Source organism: Bradyrhizobium ferriligni (genome assembly GCF_056837965.1).
Map to the genome: position 1 here is coordinate 1 of NZ_JBXEJO010000020.1, position 16779 is coordinate 16779.

The 16779-nt window shown below is 65.1% G+C and carries 13 protein-coding genes; 10 read left to right on the forward strand and 3 right to left on the reverse strand.

Annotation, left to right across the window (positions count from 1 at the left end; all coding sequences use genetic code 11):
• Nucleotides 1–125: 125 nt before the first annotated feature.
• Nucleotides 126–1133 carry a LysR family transcriptional regulator gene (locus AC1VNY_RS13920; RefSeq protein WP_225163683.1) on the reverse strand — a complete coding sequence of 336 codons (1008 nt, stop codon included), beginning with the start codon at nt 1131–1133 and terminating at the stop codon, nt 126–128.
• Nucleotides 1134–1212: 79 nt separating this feature from the next.
• Between AC1VNY_RS13920 and AC1VNY_RS13925 the strand changes: the two genes are divergently transcribed.
• The 10 genes from AC1VNY_RS13925 (at nt 1213) to AC1VNY_RS13970 (ending at nt 14720) form a co-directional block, all read left to right on the forward strand.
• On the forward strand, nt 1213–2238 hold the full coding sequence (locus AC1VNY_RS13925) for an ABC transporter permease (protein ID WP_482405553.1): 1026 nt from the start codon (nt 1213–1215) through the stop codon (nt 2236–2238).
• Between the two features lie 70 nt (nt 2239–2308).
• Nucleotides 2309–3334, forward strand: coding sequence for a sugar ABC transporter substrate-binding protein (locus AC1VNY_RS13930; protein WP_482405554.1), 1026 nt, complete (start codon nt 2309–2311; stop codon nt 3332–3334).
• A gap of 289 nt (nt 3335–3623) precedes the next feature.
• Complete coding sequence (locus tag AC1VNY_RS13935) at nt 3624–5762, forward strand: ABC transporter permease (RefSeq protein WP_482405555.1); 2139 nt, start codon at nt 3624–3626, stop codon at nt 5760–5762.
• Nucleotides 5762–6883 (forward strand): SMP-30/gluconolactonase/LRE family protein, encoded by a 1122-nt coding sequence (locus AC1VNY_RS13940; protein ID WP_482405556.1) that lies wholly within the window; start codon nt 5762–5764, stop codon nt 6881–6883. The genes AC1VNY_RS13935 and AC1VNY_RS13940 overlap by 1 nt, the downstream gene beginning before the upstream one ends.
• Before the next feature lie 11 nt (nt 6884–6894).
• Entirely contained in the window at nt 6895–8430 is a 1536-nt protein-coding gene (locus AC1VNY_RS13945) for a sugar ABC transporter ATP-binding protein (protein ID WP_482405629.1), read from the forward strand.
• A gap of 424 nt (nt 8431–8854) precedes the next feature.
• Nucleotides 8855–11170: a bifunctional salicylyl-CoA 5-hydroxylase/oxidoreductase gene (locus AC1VNY_RS13950; RefSeq protein WP_482405557.1), complete on the forward strand. Its 2316-nt coding sequence runs from the start codon at nt 8855–8857 to the stop codon at nt 11168–11170.
• Nucleotides 11167–11946, forward strand: a complete 780-nt coding sequence (locus AC1VNY_RS13955; protein ID WP_482405558.1) for an SDR family NAD(P)-dependent oxidoreductase — start codon at nt 11167–11169, stop codon at nt 11944–11946. Before AC1VNY_RS13950 ends, AC1VNY_RS13955 begins: the two co-directional genes overlap by 4 nt.
• Before the next feature lie 11 nt (nt 11947–11957).
• Nucleotides 11958–12797, forward strand: coding sequence for an enoyl-CoA hydratase family protein (locus AC1VNY_RS13960; RefSeq protein ID WP_482405559.1), 840 nt, complete (start codon nt 11958–11960; stop codon nt 12795–12797).
• 1 nt (nt 12798) lies between these two features.
• Nucleotides 12799–13194 (forward strand): RidA family protein, encoded by a 396-nt coding sequence (locus AC1VNY_RS13965; protein ID WP_028345205.1) that lies wholly within the window; start codon nt 12799–12801, stop codon nt 13192–13194.
• Nucleotides 13195–13478: 284 nt separating this feature from the next.
• Nucleotides 13479–14720, forward strand: coding sequence for a flavin-dependent oxidoreductase (locus AC1VNY_RS13970; protein WP_482405560.1), 1242 nt, complete (start codon nt 13479–13481; stop codon nt 14718–14720).
• 195 nt (nt 14721–14915) lie between these two features.
• Here AC1VNY_RS13970 and AC1VNY_RS13975 read toward each other — a convergent pair whose 3' ends face one another.
• A complete protein-coding gene (locus AC1VNY_RS13975; RefSeq protein ID WP_482405630.1) occupies nt 14916–15368 on the reverse strand; it encodes a cupin domain-containing protein in 453 nt (150 codons plus the stop codon).
• A gap of 84 nt (nt 15369–15452) precedes the next feature.
• Nucleotides 15453–16619, reverse strand: coding sequence for an ABC transporter substrate-binding protein (locus tag AC1VNY_RS13980; RefSeq protein ID WP_482405561.1), 1167 nt, complete (start codon nt 16617–16619; stop codon nt 15453–15455).
• Nucleotides 16620–16779 lie beyond the last annotated feature (160 nt).

Here is a 16779-nt window from a genome sequence, read left to right on the forward strand (position 1 = left end):
GGCTACCAACGTGATTTACACTTATGCGATCGTCGGCAGCGTCAGATGTGTATAAGGGACAGCCCCAGCCCTCCCCCGCAAGCGGGAGAGGGAGCCCACTGCCTTTGCGGCTCGATAGCGCGCCGCTATTCCGCGGCGAGGCTGGTTGGCAGCGGGATGCCGACCCTGGGGCGCGCTTTCACTGCGCGGCGATTCTTCTTGCTGAAGCGGCTGCCGGCCAGCAACGCCGCGGCCGCGCGCAGCTGCTCGCGCAGCCATTGATTGGTGGTGTCGTCCTCGGCTGTGGCGTGCCAGTAGAGATAATTGACGTGCGGACTGATCGGGAACGGGCAGGGGAAGCACTGCAGCAGCCCGGGATCTTCCAGCACGGAAGCGGCGCTCTCCGACGCGGTCAGCAGCATGTTGCTGCGGCTCACGACGTGGCAGGCGGTTGCGAAATTCTGGCAGGTCAGGCGAACAGTGCGGGTCAGGCCGAGGCGCTGGAGCTGAAAATCCTCGAACGACAGGCCGCTGCGCCGCGACGTCACGCAGACATGCTCCATGCGCAAATAAGCCTTCTTGTCGAGCCGGCTGCCGAGCTCGGGGTGGCCGCGCCGCGCGAACACCGCGATATGCTCGGTCAGGATCTGCTCGCGCCGCACCTCCGCCGATAGCGGCAACAGCGTATCGATCGCGACGTCGAGGGTGCCGGCGGCAAGCTCGCGCTCGAGATTGTTGCGCTCGCTGCGCACGGTGGCGATCTCCACCAGCGGCGCCACCGTGCTGATCCGGTTGACCAGCGCGCTCAGCATCGGCGCCTCCAGATTGTTGCGCAGCCCGATCACGAACCGCTTGGGCGTCTGCGCCGGATCGAACCGGTGGGTGTGGGTCAGCGTCGTCTCGAGGCCGTTGAGCGCCTGGCGCACCGTGGTGATGATCTGCCGTGCCAGCGGGGTCGGCGTCATCACGTGGTTGCGGCGCACGAACAGCGGATCGTTGAACATCGCGCGCAGCCGGCTCAGCGCATGGCTGACCGCGGGCTGGGTCAGGTTGAGGCGGAAGCAGGCGCGGCTGACGCCGCCCTCGGAATAGATCGCGTCGAACACGACGAACAGGTTCAGATCGACGTCGCGTACATGCATGGAAATGATCAATCCGTATCCGTCGAATGCATTTGACGAATACTAATCGGCACTCTTAAAGTCTCAAGCAAAATAATACCTGGAGGAAACGATGAGCGTGCAATCGCCATCGCGCGGCGTTGCTGTCCCTGCGGCATCATCTCGCCTGGGCGCAATGTTTGCGAAGCCGAGCCAGGAGCAGATCGTGCTCCTGATCACCATCGCGCTCCTGATCGTGTTCGGGCTGACGCTGAACGGCTTTGCCACCGTCTCCAATCTCCTGAATTTGTTGCGGAGTATTTCCATCCTCGGCGTGCTCGGCCTCGGCATGGGGCTGATCGTGATCAGCCGCGGCATCGACCTCTCCGAGGTCGCGATCATGGCGGGTTCCTGGGCGATCGCTTTGATCTACATGCAGAACGGCATGCCTGTTTTCACGGCAGCGCTGCTGGCGCTGGCGATCGCGGTGCTGATCGGCGTCGTCAACGGCGTGATGGTCGCCTTCGTCGAGGCGCCGGCGCTGTTCGTGACGCTGGCTGCCGGCTTCGTGATCTATGGCCTTGCCTTCTGGATCGCGCCGGCCTGGGTGGTCTATGCGCCGAAGGATGCGCCGGGACTGATGTATCTCGGCGCCGGACGGCTGTTCGGCATCCCGGTTCCGATCCTGGTGTTCGCGGCCTGTGCAATCGCGATGCATTTGTTCCTGTCGCGCACCTCGATCGGCCGCTTCATCTATTCGCAGGGCGATAATCCGGAGGCCGCGCGGCTGACCGGCGTCGCGCTGCGGCCGCTGATCGTGCTCGAGCACGTGCTGGTTGCACTGCTCGCCTGGATTGCGGGCCTGGTCTGGGTCGGCACCACGGGCAGCATGCAGATGGCGATCACCCAGGGCACCATGATCTTCGACGTCGTGCTCGTCGTCGTGATCGGCGGCATCAGCCTGATCGGCGGCCGCGGCAGCGTGTTCAGCGTCGTGGTCGGCTGCATCCTGATCGGCACGCTGCTCAACGCCTTCACCATCATGGACGTCAACAGCGAGGTGCAGAACATCATCAAGGGCGTGGTGCTGCTGGCCGCCATCGTGCTCGACAACTGGTTGCATCCCCGCGACGAGGAGACCGCGCGGCAAGGGGACTGAGACGAGGCGACTGAGCCGGCCGCTGCGTCAAATAAATCAATCAAAAGAAACTGCTTTGTGGAGGGAGACGATGAAGACGACAACAAAATTCTGGACGATCCTGCTGGCCGGCGTGACGCTGGCCGCGATGCCGTTCGCGGCATCGGGGCAGGAGGAAGGCACCAAGACCGCGCGCGAGCTGCGTGCCGTCTACGACAAGGCGCTGCAGGGCAAGACGATCGCCTATCTGCCGATCGCGCTCGGCGTGCCGCTGTCCGACGAATGGGGCCGGGTGGTGCAGGAGGAAGCCGAGTGGCGCGGCATGAAATATGTCGTGCGCGATCCCAACAACAACCCCTCGGCAATGCAGCAGGCCCTGACCGCGCTGGTCGACCAGAAGCCCGACGTGCTGATCGTGCAGAATCCGAGCGTCACGCTGTTGATGAAGGATCTGAAGCGCGCCGAAAGCCAGGGCACGCATGTGATCCAGATCAACATGTCCTCGAACTACAAGTCCGGCGCCTTTGTCGGCGCCGACTGGCGCGAGATCGGCAGGATGCTGGCGAACGAAGCCGTGAAGGCCTGCGGCACCGGCTCGGGCAAGTCGGGCAAGGTCCAGATCGTGCAGGGTGAACTGACCGCGGCCGCCAGCGTCGATCAGGTCGGCGGCATCATGGAGGTGTTGAACAAGGATCCGAACATCAAGGTGGTCTCGAACCAGGCCGCGAACTGGGACGCCAACACCGCGCTCAACGTCACCGCGACGGTGATCCAGCAGCATCCCGACCTCTGCGCCTCGATCGGGTTCTGGGGCATCATGGAGTCGGGCGCGGCGCAGGCGATCCGCAATGCCGGCAAGATCGACGATGTGAAGGTGTTCGCCTCCGGTGAAGGCTCGCAGCTCGATTGCGACCAGGTCAATTCGGGCAATTTCTACAAGTTCCTGAGCTACAAGGCGACCGAGCAGGGCCACGACCTAATGTTCGCGGCCGAGACCCTGCTGGTATCGGGCGAGAAGCCGGGCAGCCGCAATCTCGTCTATTACACGCGGCCGATCTGGCTCGATAAGTCCAACGCCTCGGGCGCCAACTGCTTCGCGCTACCCAAGAAAAATTAACAAGGCGCGGACAGCCGGCGCGGGGGGCATTCCCGCGCCGGCTGTATCAAAGAGCACGATCCGGCAAGGTGGAGCCGGTTTTTCTCCGACCGACGCGCAGCGTTCGCGGAGAGCGTGTTCATCAAGGGACGAGGTCGCGATGCGATGGCCGATCGCGTCATGACCAGGAGCATGATCCGGGACGTGCAAGCCGGCTCTCCGCAAGATCGTGCTCAATCACGAGCACGATCCGGAAAAGTGGAAGCCGGTTTTCCGCAAGATCGTGCTCAATCAAGAGGGTGCTTTGGCGATGTCGATGGCCGTTGATTCCTTTGCCGCATCGGTGCGGCGGTTTTCACCCCGGCTCCTGCTGTCGGAGCTGCTGCTGAAACAGTGGTTCGAGCCGGTGGTTCCCTTCACCGTGATGATCGGGCTGTGGACCTATTTCGCGCTCACCATTCCCGACTACGCCTCGGTGCAGAACTCGGTGTCGCTGCTGCGGCTGTTCGCCGAATTCGGTTTCGTCGCGCTCGCGATGGGCTTCTGCCTGGTCACCGGCGGCATCGACCTCTCGGTCGGCGCGATCTTCGCGCTGTGCAATTTCGCGGCGCTGTATTTCCTCTTGGTGCGCGAATGGCCGGTCGGCCTCGCCGTGCCGGCGACGCTTCTGGTCGGTGCGCTGCTCGGCAGCATCAACGGCTTCTTGATCGGCTTCCTGAAGACGCGGCCGTTCCTCACCACGCTGGTGACGCTGATCATCCTGCGCGCCTCGGTGAACCTGCTCAATACCAGCTACGCCCAGGTGTTCGCGACCAACTCGGTTGAGAGCGACGCCTGGGATTTCATCGGCGGCGGCAGCGTGCTCGGCATTCCCGTCAATGCGGCGACGCTGTTCGTGGTGCTGTTGATCTGCCACATCTTCCTGTCGCGCTCGCGCTACGGCTGGCATCTCACCGCGATCGGCGCCAGCCGCAAGGCGGCGCGCCACGCCGGCATTCGCGTCCGCGTGATGCTGTTCATGACCTATGTGCTGTCGGGAACGCTGTGCGCGGCGAGCGGCATCTTCTACGCCGCGCGGCAATCCTCGACGGATTCCACCACCGGCGTGGGGTGGGAGTTCCAGGCGCTGACCGCTGTCGTGCTCGGCGGCGTGTCGCTGGCCGGCGGCAAGGGCACGGTGTGGCGGGCGATGATCGGCGCGCTGATCATCTTCCTGTTGATCAACGGCCTCGTGCGGATGGGCATCCCGGGCTACGTCACCTCGGCGGTGACGGGCATGATCCTGCTCGCCGCCGTCGGCATCGACGTCAAATGGTCGAAGAACCGCGGCAAGGCGATCCAGAAGATCTATGTCAATCCGGCCTTCGTGCCGCTCGCCTCGGCGCCCGCGGTGCAGCCCGGCGCGGCGTCGCCCTACGCGCAGAACGACCGGCTGATCAAGGCGCAGGCGATCGGTGTCGATCAGGTCGAGGGGCCCGAGGACGTCATCCTCGACCGCCAAGGCCGGCTCTACGGCTCGACCCGCGACGGCAATGTGATCCGTTTCTCCGGGCCTGACTTCAAGACCCGCGAGGTGTTCGCCCATATCGGCGGCCGGCCGCTCGGCATGCAGTTCGATCGCGACGAGAATCTGATCGTCGCGGTCGCCGGCATGGGCGTCTACGGCGTCGCGCCCGATGGCGGCATCTTCAAGGTCACCGACGAGACCAACCGCACATGGTACAAGCTGAACGACGACAGCCGCCTGCGCATGGCCGACGACCTCGACATCGCGCCCGACGGCAAGATCTATTTCAGCGACTGCACCACGCGCTACGAGATGACCACCAACACCCTCGACATCCTCGAGGGCCGGCCGAACGGCCGTGTGGTCTGCTACGACCCGGCGACCAAGACCACCCGCACGGTGATCAACCACTTCTATTTCCCGAACGGGATCTGCGTCTCGCATGACGGCAAGTCGATCCTGATCGCGTCGACCTCGCTCTGCAAGGTGTTCCGCCACTGGATCGCGGGACCGAACAAGGGCAAGACCGAAGTGCTGATGGATGAGTTGCCGGGCAACCCCGACAACATCAACCGCGCTTCCGACGGCACCTACTGGCTGGCGCTGGTCGGCATCCGCACACCGACATTCGACCTTGCCGCGCGAAAACCCGGCTTCCGGCTGCGCATGGTGAAGCAGGTGCCGACCGACGAATGGCTGGCGCCGGCGCTCAACCATGGCTGCGTGCTGAAGTTCAACGAAAAGGGCGAGGCGCTGGAATCCTGGTGGGACCCGACCGGCATCTCGCATTCGACCCTGACCTCGATGCGCGAGCATCAGGGCTATCTCTATCTCGGCGGGCTCGAGAACAACCGGATCGGCCGCATCAAGCTCGAGGGCGTCGACGACAGCTGGACCGGCTACGATGCCTATTGGGGCGCGAAAAGCAGGGTGACGACGTAATGGGATTTTTCGATCATCTGCTGCGCGACATCCGCAGCGTCATCGACCGCGACGGCGGCCAGAACGCGATCCCGCCGCTCGACGGCGCGCTGAGCCCGAACGACCGGCTCGACGCTGCCACCCCGATCGGCGAGCCGCTGCCCGGCATCGACGACGTGATCGCCGCCGGCGACGGCACGGTCTATGTTTCCGCAGGAAGCCGGGTGCTGAAGCTCGGCGGCAAGGACTTGTCGACAAGTACAGTCGTCGCCGAGTTCGAGGACGATGCCGGCGGGCTCGCGCTGCATCCGGACGGCCGCCTCCTGGTCTGCGTCGCGGGCAGGGGCCTTGCCGCGATCGATCCGGCGAAGCCCGATCCGCGCTGGCTGAATGCTGCCGGCGGCAGCGCGCTCACCGGGCTGCTGTCGGTGACGGCGGCGCCCGATGGCCGCATCTATGCCGTCGAAGGCAGCGCCGGCCGACGCCCGGGCGAATGGCGGCACGACCTGATGGAAAAGCGCGCCAATGGCCGCCTCATCAGCTGCGGCGCCGGCCTCGACAATCCGCAGGTGCTGCTGCGCGATCTGCCCTATCCCTATGGCGTCAGTGTTTCGGCCGACGGCAACAGCCTCTGGCTCACCGAAAGCTGGGCGCATCGTCTCAGCCGGTTCGCGCTCGGCGGCAACGGGCTGGGTCCGCGTGAGACCGTCGCCGCCAACATGCCGGGCTATCCGGCGCGGCTGCATCCGGACGGCCACGGCGGCATGCTGCTCGGCATCTTCGCCCGCCGCACCCATCTGATCGAGTTCGTGCTCAAGGAAGACGATTTCCGCGAGGAGATGATGGCGACGATGCCGCCCGATTACTGGGTCGCGCCGGCGCTCGCCGGCGGCAGCGATTGCCTCGAGCCGATGCAGATCGGCAGCGTCAAGGCGCTCGGCATCCAGAAGCCGTGGGCGCCGCCGCGCTCCTACGGTCTGCTGGTGCATCTCGATGCCGAGGGCGATGCGACCGACAGCCTGCACAGCCGCGCCGGCGGCCGCTTCCACGGCATCACCGCCGCCTGCGCCACGCCATCGGGCGTCGTGATCGCGGCGCGCGGCGCCGGACGCCTGCTGCGCACTACGGGAGAGCTGCGATGAATGACGGTGTGATGCAGGCGGCCCCCGGCGCCAAGACGGCCGAGACCTCCGCAGCCCGCGAGCCGGTGCTGCGGATCACCAACGGCTCGAAGATCTATGGCGGCGTCCACGCCATCGAGGGCGTCAATTTCGACCTCTATCCCGGCGAGGTGCATGCGCTGGTCGGCGAGAACGGCGCCGGCAAATCGACGCTGTGCAAGGCGATCGCGGGCGCGATCCAGCTCACCTCCGGCGACTATCTGCTCGACGGCAAGCCGACCGGTTTCGAGCAGCCGCGCGACGCGCTCAATGCCGGCATCTGCATGGTCTATCAGGAGACCAGCCTGGTGCCGACCATGACTGCCGCGCAGAACATCGAGCTCGGCAACGAAAAGCTGCTGACGCGCTTCCGCACCCTGAACATCCAGGCCCAGCAGCTGTTGCAGTCGCTCAACTTCCACGTCGATCCGGCAACGCCGGTCGCGCTGCTCGGCACCGCCAAGAAGCAGATGGTGGAGATCGCGCGCGCGATCTACAACAAGGCGCGCATCATCATCTTCGATGAGCCGACCGCGTCGCTGACGCCGGAGGAGATCGTCCACTTCTTCCATCTGGTGCGCGATCTGCGCGCCCGCGGCGTCTCGATCATCTACATCTCGCATGCGCTGGAGGAGTCGCTGCAGATCGCCGACCGCATCACCGTGCTGCGCGACGGCAAGCTGGTGATCACGGCGCCGGCCAGGCAGCTGACCCGCGATGCGCTGGTGCAGCACATGGTCGGCCGCGAGGTGGCGCAGGCGGTCTATGGCGGCAAGGCGAAAACCCATCAGCGCCGCGAGAAGGTGCTGACGGTCGAGAACGTCACCATGGGCATGGCGGTCAAGAACATGTCGTTCTCGGTCTATGCCGGCGAGGTGGTCGGCATCGCCGGCCTGATCGGCTCCGGCCGCACCGAGATCGCCAAGATCATCTACGGCGCGCTGAAGCGCAATCTGGTCAATGGCGGTATCATCCGGCTGCGCGGCAAGCCGATCCGCTACCGCGTGCCGCGGCAGGCGATCAATGACGGCATCGCCTACATCACCGAGGACCGCAAGGCCAACGGCTTCTTCGAGACCATGGTGGTCGACGACAACGTCTATATCGGCAGCCTCGCCACCGGAAAGGGCTGGAGCTTCCTGTTGTCGCGCGCGCGGCGCAGCAAGCTCGCCAGCTACTGGGTCGATCGGCTGAAGATCAGCGCATTGCAGCGCAAGGCCAGGATCATCGAGCTGTCCGGCGGCAACCAGCAGAAGGTGGTGCTGGCCAAGACCCTGGTGCAGGACCCCTCGATCATCATCTTCGACGAGCCGACGCGCGGCGTCGACGTCGGCACCATCCCGCACATCCACGGCGAAATCCGCCGTCTCGCCGACGAGGGCAAGGCGGTGGTGGTGATCTCGTCCTATCTGCCGGAGATCCTCGCGGTCTCCGACCGCATCCTGGTCGCCCGCACCGGCCGCATCGTCGCCGAGTTCGACGCGGCGGATGCGACGCAGGACAAGATCCTGTACGCCGCGGTGCATTGAGGGCTCGCAGCGCGGCCTGGCATCGGCGTCATTGCGAGGAGCGACGGCGACGAAGCAATCCACGTCCGTCTGCGCTTGCCGCCGCGTGCCGCGCGTATGCAATGCGTGGTCACCGGTCGTGCACCAAACTCGGTGTCGTCCCTGCGAAAGCAGGGACCCATAGCCGCCGATCGCTTTTGGTTCGCGGCGCCGGGGCCACAGCTTATTTCACCAACAAAGGCCTGGGGTTATGGATCCCTGCTTTCGCAGGGACGACAGTTGCACATGTGCGAGCCCGCCCTTGACAATTATTTTAAGTATAAAATAATATCCCCCATCGGCTCCGATGGGAAATGCCCCCGGTCGCCGAAGCCAGAGCATGATCCGGAAGAGTGGCACCCGGTTTTCCGAGGCGATCATGCTCAAACGGAAAGGCGAGAACGCCATGCGTATCGTTTGCATTGGAGGCGGGCCGGCCGGGCTTTATTTCGGCATCCTGATGAAGATGCTGGATCCCGCGCACGTCATTTCGGTGGTCGAGCGCAACCGGCCCTACGACACCTTCGGCTTCGGCGTGGTGTTCTCGGATGCGACCATGGACAACATGCGCAAATGGGATCCGGTCACCGCTGATACGATCGAGCAGGCCTTCAACCACTGGGACGACATCGAGGTCCTGATCAAGGGCCGCCGCATGCGCACCACCGGCCACGGCTTCGTCGGCATCGGCCGCAAGCGACTGCTCAACATCCTGCAGGCGCGGGCCGAGGAGCTCGGCGTCGAGCTGATCTTCGAGCGCGAGGTGAATTCCGATCTCGAGTTCCCCGATGCCGATCTGATCGTGGCATGCGACGGCGTCAACTCGAAGATCCGCACCAAATACACCGAGGCTTTCCAGCCCGACATGCTGATGCGGCCGAACCGCTATATCTGGCTCGGCACCAACCGTCCGTTCGACGCCTTCACCTTCGATTTCCGCAAGACCGAGCACGGCTGGTTCCAGGCGCACATCTACAAATTCGAGGAGGGCGCGGCGACCTTCATCGTCGAGACCACCGAGGAGGCCTATCTCGCCCACGGCCTCGACAAGATGGAGCAGGGCGACTCCATCGCATTCTGCGAGAACGTGTTCGCGGAAATCCTCGAGGGGCATCATCTGGTCTCGAACGCGCGACATCTGCGCGGCTCGGCCTGGCTGTCGTTCCCCAGGCTGATCTGCGGCAAATGGACCGCGTTTAACGGCAACAGCCATGTCGTGCTGATGGGCGATGCCGCCCACACCGCGCATTTCGCGATCGGCTCGGGAACCAAGCTCGCGCTGGAGGATGCGATCGAGCTGACCAACCAGTTCAAGATCCACGGCGCGACGCGGGACAGTACTCCCACAGTACTCAAGGCTTACGAGGAGCTGCGCCGGGTCGACGTGGCGCGGATCCAGAACGCCGCGCGCAACGCGATGGAATGGTTCGAGGTGGTCGGCTCGCGCTATGCCGATACGCTCGAGCCGGAGCAGTTCATGTATTCGCTGCTGACCCGTTCGCAGCGCATCAGCCACGAGAACCTGCGGCTGCGCGACAAGACCTGGCTCGAGGGCTATGAGCGCTGGTTCGCGGAGCGCAGCGGCGTGGCCGCGACCAACGACCGCGTCACGCCGCCGATGCTGACGCCGTTCCGGATCCGCGGCCTGTCGCTTCACAACCGGATCATCGTCTCGCCGATGGCGATGTATTCGGCCGAGGAGGGCGTGCCGACCGACTTCCATTTGGTGCATTTCGGCTCCCGCGCGCTCGGCGGCGCCGGCCTTCTCTTTACCGAGATGACCTGCGTCTCGCCGGAGGCGCGGATCACGCCCGGCTGCTGCGGCCTCTGGAACGACGCGCAGGCGGCGGCCTACAAGCGCATCGTCGACTTCGTGCACCAGAATTCGCAAGCCAGGATCGGCATCCAGCTCGGCCATGCCGGCCGCAAGGGCTCGACGCGGGTCGCCTGGGAGGGCATGGACGAAGCGCTGCCGGATCATAACTGGCCGCTGGTGTCGGCTTCGTCAGTGCCTTATCTGGCCGACGGCCAGATCCCGGAGCCGATGAACCGCGCCGAGATGGACGAGGTACGCGACCAGTTCGTCGCCGCAGCCAGGCGCGCGGCTGCCGCGGGTTTCGATATCCTCGAGCTGCACTGCGCGCACGGCTATCTGCTGTCGAGCTTCCTCTCGCCGCTGACCAACCGCCGCACCGACGCGTATGGCGGATCGATCGAGAACCGCGCGCGTTATCCGCTGGAGGTGTTCCGCGCCATCCGTGCGGTGTGGCCGGAGGACAAGCCGATGTCGGTCCGCCTGTCGTGTCACGACTGGGCCGAGGGCGGTAATACGCCCGAGGATGCGCTGGCCTTCGCGAAATTGTTCAAGCAGGCGGGTGCCGATCTGATCGACTGCTCCTCGGGCCAGGTCTGGGCCGACGACCATCCGGTCTATGGCCGGCTCTACCAGACGCCGTTCGCCGACAAGATCCGCAACGAGGTCGGCATCGCCACCATCGCGGTCGGTGCAATCTCGGAGGCGGATCACGCCAACTCGATCATCGCCGCCGGCCGCGCCGATCTCTGCGCCATCGCGCGGCCGCATCTCGCCGATCCGGCCTGGACGCTGCATGAAGCCGCCAAGATTGGTGTCAAGCAGATCGCGTGGCCGAAGCAGTACCTGTCGGGCAAGTCGCAATACGAGGCCAATCTCGAACGCGCGGCTGCGGGAGTGAAGGCATGATGAGGTTCTGGCCCAACGCACATGCGCTGGTGACCGGTGCCGGTTCCGGCATCGGCGCCGCGACGGCAATCGCGCTCGCAAAAGCCGGCGTGCGCGTCAGCATCGCCGGGCGGCGGATCGACGCGCTAAAAGCGACGGCGGCATCGCTCGACAAGCAGGGCGGCGCCATTGTTTCGATCGACGTGACCGATCAAGCTGCGGTGAACAAGGGTGTCGCGCAGATCGAGGCTGAGGCGGGCCCGATCGATATTCTCGTCAACAATGCAGGCAAGGCCGCGAGCGCGCCGTTCGACAAGACCGACGCGGCGCTCTGGGCCGACATGCTGGCGAGCAACCTCTCCAGCGTATTCCTGGTGACGCATGCCGTGTTGCCCGGCATGGCGCAGCGCGGCCGCGGACGCGTGATCAATGTCGCCTCGACCGCGGGTCTCACCGGCTATGCCTACGTCTCGGCCTATGTCGCGGCCAAGCACGGCGTCATCGGCCTCACGCGCTCGCTGGCGCTGGAATATGCACGGCGCGGCGTCACCGTGAATGCGGTCTGCCCGGGGTACACCGATACGCCGCTGGTGGCGGATGCCGCCGCGAACATCGTCGCCAAGACCGGCCGCAGCGAACAGGAAGCGCGCGCCGCGTTGGCAAAAGTCAATCCGATGCAGCGGCTGGTCACGCCCGAGGAGGTCGCCGACGCCGTCCTCTGGCTTGCCTCCGAGACTGCATCGTCAATCAACGGACAAGCCGTCGCGGTCGCCGGCGGCGAAGTCTTTACCGGGTGAAGGAACACGTCATGTCCGAGATGAAAGCAAAGCTCCGGCCGTTCAAGGATTATCCCGCAAAGCACTTCCGCTGGCAGGTCGATGCGAGCGGCCGTGTCGCGACCATCACGCTGAACCGGCCGGACAAGAAGAACCCGCTGACTTTCGAGTCCTACGAGGAGCTGCGCGATCACTTCACCAATCTCAAATACGCCTCCGATGTCCGCGCGATCGTGCTGACCGGCGCCGAGGGTAACTTCTGCTCCGGCGGCGACGTGTTCGAGATCATCGAGCCTCTGACGCGGATGGCGATGCCGGACCTGCTCGCCTTCACGCGGATGACCGGCGAGGTGGTGCGGGCGATGCGCAAATGCCCGCAGATCATCGTCGCCGCGATCGACGGCATCTGCGCCGGGGCCGGCGCGATGCTGGCGCTGGCGTCCGACCTGCGGCTGGCAACGCCGCAGGCCAAGACCGCGTTCCTGTTCACCCGCGTCGGCCTCGCCGGCGCCGATATGGGCGCGTGCGGGTTGTTGCCGCGCGTGATCGGGCAGGGCCATGCCGCCGATCTGCTCTACACGGGGCGTGCGATGAGTGCCGAGGAAGGTTTTGCGTGGGGCTTCCACAACCGCCTGGTGCCGCCGGCGGAGCTCGCCGGTGCCGCGCAAGAACTGGCGCACTCGCTCGCGGATGGGCCGTGGTTCGCGCATGGCGTGACGAAAACGATGTTCAACCAGGAATGGGCGATGGGCGTCGACGAGATGATCGAGTCGGAAGCGCAGGCGCAGGCGATCTGCATGGTCACCGGCGATTTCCGCCGCGCCTTCGAGGCGTTCGCCGCGAAGCAGAAACCGGCCTTCGAGGGCAATTGAGATGATCGAGATCCTGCAACCGGAAGGATGGGCCAAGCCGATCGGCTACGCCAACGGCATGGCCGCGCGCGGCAAACAGCTGTTCATCGCCGGCCAGATCGGCTGGAACGGACAATGTGTGTTCGAGACCGACGATCTCGTGGCGCAGATCGGCCAGACCCTGCGCAACATCGTCGCAGTCGCCGCCGCCGGCGGCGCCGGGCCCGAGCACATCGTGTCGATGACCTGGTACTTGCTCGACCGCAAGGAATATTCCGCGCGGCTGAAGGAGATCGGCACGGTCTATCGCGACATCATTGGCCGGCGCTTTCCGGCGATGACCGCGATCCAGGTTGCCGGCCTGATCGAGGACCGCGCCAAGGTGGAAATCCAGGCAATTGCGGTGGTGCCGGATTGATCGGAATAAACATGGGCGTAATCCGTCATCCTGAGGAGCGCGGAACGCGCGTCTCGAAGGATCGACGGCCCGGACTGTGGCCGTCGACCCTTCGAGACGCCGCTTCGCGGCTCCTCAGGGTGACGGGAACGCATTGGAGAGCGCTGAGCCAATGTTAAGCCTAAGCGAAAACACCTTCTGCAGGCCCGAGTCCCGGGCGACAAACCCGCTTGCGGCCGGGCGAGCGGGCGTGCGACCCTAGGCGAAAGCGTAAAAGCGTCCTGGTGTGAGTGGAGGTGAGGACGATGAAGGCGATTATCGTCGGAGGCGGAATCGGAGGCCTCACCACTGCGTTGATGCTGCGCTCGCGCGGCATCAGTTGCGAGCTGTACGAGCAGTCCGACACGATCCGCGAGCTCGGCGTCGGCATCAACACGCTGCCGCATGCGATCCGCGAGCTGGCGGGGCTTGGTTTGCTCGACAAGCTCGACGAGGTGGCGATCCGCACCTATGAGCTGTTCTATCTGACGCGGCATGGTCAGCAGGTCTGGCACGAGAAGCGCGGGCTCGATGCCGGCCACGACGTGCCGCAATTCTCGATCCATCGCGGCCGCCTGCAGAGCGTGATCCATCAGGCCGTGATCGACCGGCTTGGCGCGGATGCGATCCGCACCGGCTGCCGGCTCGGCTCCTTCACCCAGGACGAGGGCGGCGTCTCGGCCTATTTCTTCGATCGCAGTGGCGCCCATGTGCACACGGCGCGCGGCGACATCCTGATCGGTGCCGACGGCATCCACTCGAAGGTGCGCGAGATGCTGTTTCCGGATGAGGGCGGGCCATGCTGGAACGGCCTGATGCTGTGGCGCGGCGCAACCGATTGGCCGGCCTTCCTGACCGGGCGCTCGATGATCATCGCCGGCGGCCTGAACGCCAAGGCCGTGATCTATCCGATCGCGCCGGGCTCGAGCCCGGCAAGCCGCCTCACCAACTGGGCGGTGCTGGTGCGGATCGGCGATGGCACCTCGCCGCCGCCGCGCCGCGAGGGCTGGTCCAATCTCGGCCGGCGCGACGAGATGATGCCCTATGTCACGAGCTTCACGATCCCGCAGGTCGACTTTACCGGCCTGATCAACGCGACGCCGGAGTTCTGGGAGTATCCGTGCTGCGACCGCGATCCCTTGCCGTATTGGTCGAGCGGCCGCGTCACGCTGCTCGGCGACGCCGCGCATCCGATGTATCCGGTCGGTTCCAACGGCGCATCGCAGGCCATTCTCGATGCGCGCTGCCTGGCCGACATGCTGGCGCGATCGGAGCACCCGCGCCAGGCGCTGGCGGCCTATGAGCGGCAGCGGCTGCCGATGACCGCCGACATCGTCGCCTCCAACCGCCGCGGCGGGCCGGAAGGCGTGATCGACGCCGTCGAGCAACTCGCGCCGCAGGGCTTTACCGACGTCGACACCATTCTCAATTACGAGGCGCGCGAGGCGATCGTGCGTGGTTATGCCGCGAAAGCCGGCTTTGCCGCGCGCGTGGTGGCGCGGCAGTAGGAAAGACTCCGGGAGGAGAGCGCATCGGAGCCCAGACTGCTGACCTTCGTGCTGAGAAGGCAACATCCGATCCGTCACCCTGAGGAGCGCGCACTTGCGCGCGTCTCGAAGGGTCGACGGCCACCAGCGGGGCCGTGCATCCTTCGAGACGCGCTACGCGCTCCTCAGGATGACGGAAATGGGTCTCCGCGTAACTTAAGCCGGAGGCGGCGGGAGGAAGTGGATGTTGTGCTCGGCGGCGAGCCGCACCACGTCATCCGGGTTCTGCTCCTTCATGTTGTGGATCGCCCAGAACAGGTCGTAGAGCCGGCGCGTCGGCGACACCCAGAACAGCGTCTTGGCCGCCTGCTGCGACTTGTTGAAGATGCCGTGCGGCTTGCCCATCGGCAGCCGAACCAGATCGCCAGGAGTTGCGGATTCATCGGCACCGTCGAGCATGAAGTCGAGCTTGCCCTCGAGGATGTAGAGGTACTCGTCCTGGTCGGGGTGGATATGCGGAGGAACGAAGGTGCCCGGCGGGAAGGTGGCGTGCCAGGAGAATGAATGCTCGGTGCGGCTCTTCGGCACGTAGGTCTGGCCGAGGATCCTCCAGGAAATGCCCTGGATGCCATCATTGGCGCGGGTGATGCCGGCGATCTCGTCTTTCATGCTCATGCTTGCTCCATGTTTCCATTTGACGCGTTTTCTTCACGCGAACCGGTATCCACTTCGCTCGAAAACGCTTTGAACGCCTTACTTTGCCGCGCAGTCCTTGGCGTAGCGGTCGCCATAATTCGAAAACACCTTATCGACGATCTCGGTCTGGAATTTGCCGTCCGGCCGCTTCGCGACCTTGGTGAGGTAGAAATCCTGGATCGGATAGCCGTTGTTGCTGAACTTGAAGTTACCGCGCAGCGAGGTGAAGTCGGCCTTCTTCAGCGCGGCCGCGACCGCGTCCTTGTTGGAGAGGTCGCCCTTCACGGCCTTGACCGCACTGTCGATCAACAGCGCGGCGTCATAGGCCTGCATGGCGTAGGTGCCTGGCACGCCGTTGTAGGCCGCCTCATAGGCCGCGACGAACTTTTTGCTTTGGGGATTGTCGAGATCAGGCGCCCAGTTCGCCCCGCCGAACATGCCGACCGCTGCGTCCTGCTGCGCGGGCAGGGTGGATTCGTCGACGGTGAAGGCGGAGAGCACCGGCACCGTGGTGCCGGCCTGCTTGTATTGCTTCACGAGGTTCACGCCCATGCCGCCCGGCATGAAGGTGAACAGCGCGTCCGGCTTCAGCGCGGCGATCTTGGACAGCTCGGGCTGGAAATCCAGCGTGTTCAGCGGCGTGTAGGATTCCTCTGATATCTCGCCCTTGTAGTCGAGCTTGAATCCGGCGACGGAGTCGCGGCCGGCCTGATAGTTCGGCACCAGCAGGTAGACGCGCTTGTAGCCGCGGTCTTGCGCCACCTTGCCGAGGATCTCGTGCACCTGGTCGTTCTGGTACGACGTCACATAGAAGAACGGGTTGCACTCCTTTCCGGCATAGCTGGAAGGGCCTGCGTTCGGGCTGATCAGGAAGGTCTTGCTGTCGGTGACCGGGCGGTGGATCGCCTGCAGGATGTTGGAGAAGATCGGGCCGACCACGAAGTCGACCTTGTCGCGCTCGAGCAGGCCGCGCACCTTGACCACCGCGCCGTCGGGCTTCAGTTCGTCGTCGGCGTTGACGATCTCGACATCGCGGCCGGCCATCTTGCCGCCGAGGTCCTTGATCGCGAGCGCAAAGCCGTCGCGGACCTGCTGGCCGAGCGCCGCGGCCGGGCCGGAGGTCGTGACCAGCACGCCGATCTTGATCTTCTCCTGCGCGGTCGCCGGGGTGACCGCGACACCGAGCAGCGCCGCCAATCCCGCGAGCTTTGTCAATTGCTTCATCTCACTCCCCCAACCATTGGCCTGATGCTTCGGCGGCCGATTTGGCTTCAGCTTAGTCTGACGCGCGCGACCGCTGCAAGCGATGTGGCATTGCGTCAGGATGATCGCCGCGGACCATGCAGGCGTCGCACATGCAAGCGCCGCGCCAATTGCTTGAAGT